The following is a 2,295-nucleotide window of genomic DNA, read 5'->3' as shown; positions in this document are numbered from 1 at the left end:
TTCCAGGTGAAGTCCTGGCGGCTGAAGTTATAGGCCGTGCCCATCTGGCTCTGCATCCAGTCGGCTGCCCCGGCAAAATTTGCCGTGCCTCGATATCGGCCAGGGTAGTCGTTGATCAGTTTTTCCAGGGTGGTGTTGGCGTGCTGGCCGTAATCGTAGGCCTGGGTATGCGTGGACAGCAGGGCACCGGCAACGCTGATGGCGAGGGCTAGAGGCTTTATCACAAGGTCTTCCTTGAGGTGATGGGAATGTGCAAGCCCAGACCCTTTGCACAATGCGCGCCTCATTCCATGGGCGGCTGCGAATTGGCGCATTGTTAAACGCGTGGGTCGCGTGGCTGTAATTTGTAACGGATTGGATACCAGGCGTGGCAGGGGATGCCGTGACAGAGCGCACGGTTTTGGCGAGGAGTGCTGCGAAAAGTAGCGTTTTTGTTACATCACTCTAGAGTCGAGCGCTAACACATGTGGGAGCTGGCTTGCCTGCGATGGCATCGCCTCGGTATCCATTGATACACCGAGTCGTCTGCATCGCGGGCAAGCCCGGCTCCCACAGGGTCAGGCCTTGAGGGTTTTCACGCCTTCCGGGGTGCCCAGCAGCAATACATCCGCCGGGCGCGCTGCGAACAGGCCGTTGGTGACCACGCCCACAATGGCGTTGATCTGCGTCTCAAGCTCCACCGGGTTGGTGATCTGCATATTGAACACGTCGAGGATGATGTTGCCGTTGTCGGTCAACACACCTTCGCGGTACACCGGGTCGCCGCCCAGCTTCACCAGCTCGCGGGCCACGTGGCTGCGGGCCATGGGGATGACTTCCACCGGCAGTGGGAACGTGCCCAGCACGGGAACCAGCTTGCTTGCGTCGGCGATGCAAATGAAGGTCTTGGCCACGGCCGCGACAATCTTCTCGCGGGTCAGGGCCGCGCCGCCGCCTTTGATCAGGTTCAGGTGCTCGTCGCTTTCATCGGCGCCGTCGACGTAGAACTCCAGGTCGCTCACGGTGTTGAGCTCGTACACCGGAATGCCATGGCCCTTGAGGCGGGCGGCGGTGGCTTCGGAACTGGCCACGGCGCCGTCGAACGCGCCCTTGTGCCGGGCCAGTGCGTCGATAAAGCAGTTGGCGGTGGAACCGGTGCCGACACCGACGATGCTCTTGTCGTCGAGCTTAGGAAGGATTAAATCGACAGCGGCCTGGGCCACTGCCTGTTTGAGTTGATCCTGGGTCATGCGGGCTCCGGAACGGGCGGGGAATTAACGAGGGCGGCGAGTATAACCCAACAAAACCTCGGGATTCGTGTGGTCGCCCGGCCAAACGCTGGGTTAGACTCCTTGGCCCTGCCCAACCCGTGAAGTAGATGCCTGCCGATGCTTGAACACTACGTCAAAAAAATCCTCACCTCGCGTGTTTACGACATCGCCGTGGAAACCCCCTTGCAGACTGCCCGCCAGCTCTCCGAGCGGCTGGGTAACAAGATTTGGCTCAAGCGCGAAGACTTGCAGCCGGTGTTCTCGTTCAAGATTCGCGGCGCCTACAACAAGCTGACCCAGCTCAGTGCCGAAGAACGTGCGCGCGGCGTCGTCACCGCGTCGGCCGGCAACCATGCCCAGGGCCTGGCCCTGGCGGCCAAGGTGCTGGGGGTGAAAGCCACCATCGTGATGCCCAAGACCACCCCGGAGATCAAGGTCGAAGGCGTGCGCTCCCGTGGCGGCAAAGTGGTGCTGCACGGTGATTCCTTCCCGGAAGCCCTGGCCTACTCGCTCAAGCTGGTCGACGAAAAAGGCTACGTGTACATCCACCCCTACGATGATCCGCACACCATTGCCGGGCAGGGCACCGTGGCGATGGAAATCCTGCGCCAGCACCCAGGGCCTCTGGACGCGATTTTCGTACCGGTGGGCGGCGGCGGTCTGATCGCCGGGATTGCGGCGTACGTGAAATACCTGCGCCCGGAGATCAAGATCATCGGCGTGGAGCCGGACGATTCCAACTGCCTGCAAGCCGCCATGGCGGCGGGCGAGCGCGTGGTATTGCCGACTGTCGGCCTCTTTGCCGACGGCGTGGCAGTGGCGCAGATCGGCCAGCACACCTTCGACATCTGCAAGGACTATGTGGATGAAGTGATCACCGTCAGCACCGATGAAATCTGTGCGGCGATCAAGGACATCTACGACGACACTCGCTCCATCACCGAGCCGGCCGGCGCGCTGGGCGTGGCCGGGATCAAAAAATACGTCGAGACCCGCGGTGTCAGCGGCCAGACCTTTGTCGCCATCGACTCGGGCGCCAACGTCA

Annotated in this window: 2 protein-coding genes and 1 pseudogene; 1 reads left to right on the top strand and 2 read right to left on the bottom strand. The window is 61.7% G+C overall.

The annotated features are described in order from the left end of the window. Both BKD70_RS22230 and rpiA read right to left on the bottom strand, forming a co-directional pair. Positions 1 to 224, bottom strand: a pseudogene (locus BKD70_RS22230) (autotransporter outer membrane beta-barrel domain-containing protein); the annotation flags it as partial. 333 nt (positions 225 to 557) lie between these two features. Then, on the bottom strand, positions 558 to 1,229 hold the full coding sequence (gene rpiA / locus BKD70_RS22225; protein WP_034128979.1) for a ribose-5-phosphate isomerase RpiA: 672 nt from the start codon (positions 1,227 to 1,229) through the stop codon (positions 558 to 560). A gap of 138 nt (positions 1,230 to 1,367) precedes the next feature. Between rpiA and ilvA the strand changes: the two genes are divergently transcribed. After that, positions 1,368 to 2,295, top strand: a 928-nt coding sequence (ilvA, locus tag BKD70_RS22220) for a threonine ammonia-lyase, biosynthetic (protein ID WP_070415407.1), incomplete at its 3' end; no start/stop codon positions are given.

Origin of the sequence: Pseudomonas sp. BS-2016 (assembly GCF_001806145.1) — a bacterium.
GTDB classification, from domain to species: Bacteria; Pseudomonadota; Gammaproteobacteria; order Pseudomonadales; family Pseudomonadaceae; genus Aquipseudomonas; species Aquipseudomonas lundensis.
This window is presented reverse-complemented; position numbering and strand designations above follow the sequence as displayed.

Coding starts and splice junctions, on each gene's coding strand:
- rpiA (WP_034128979.1), bottom strand. CDS start 1,229: ATGACCCAGGATCAACTCAAACAGGCAGTGGCCCAGGCCGCTGTCGAT.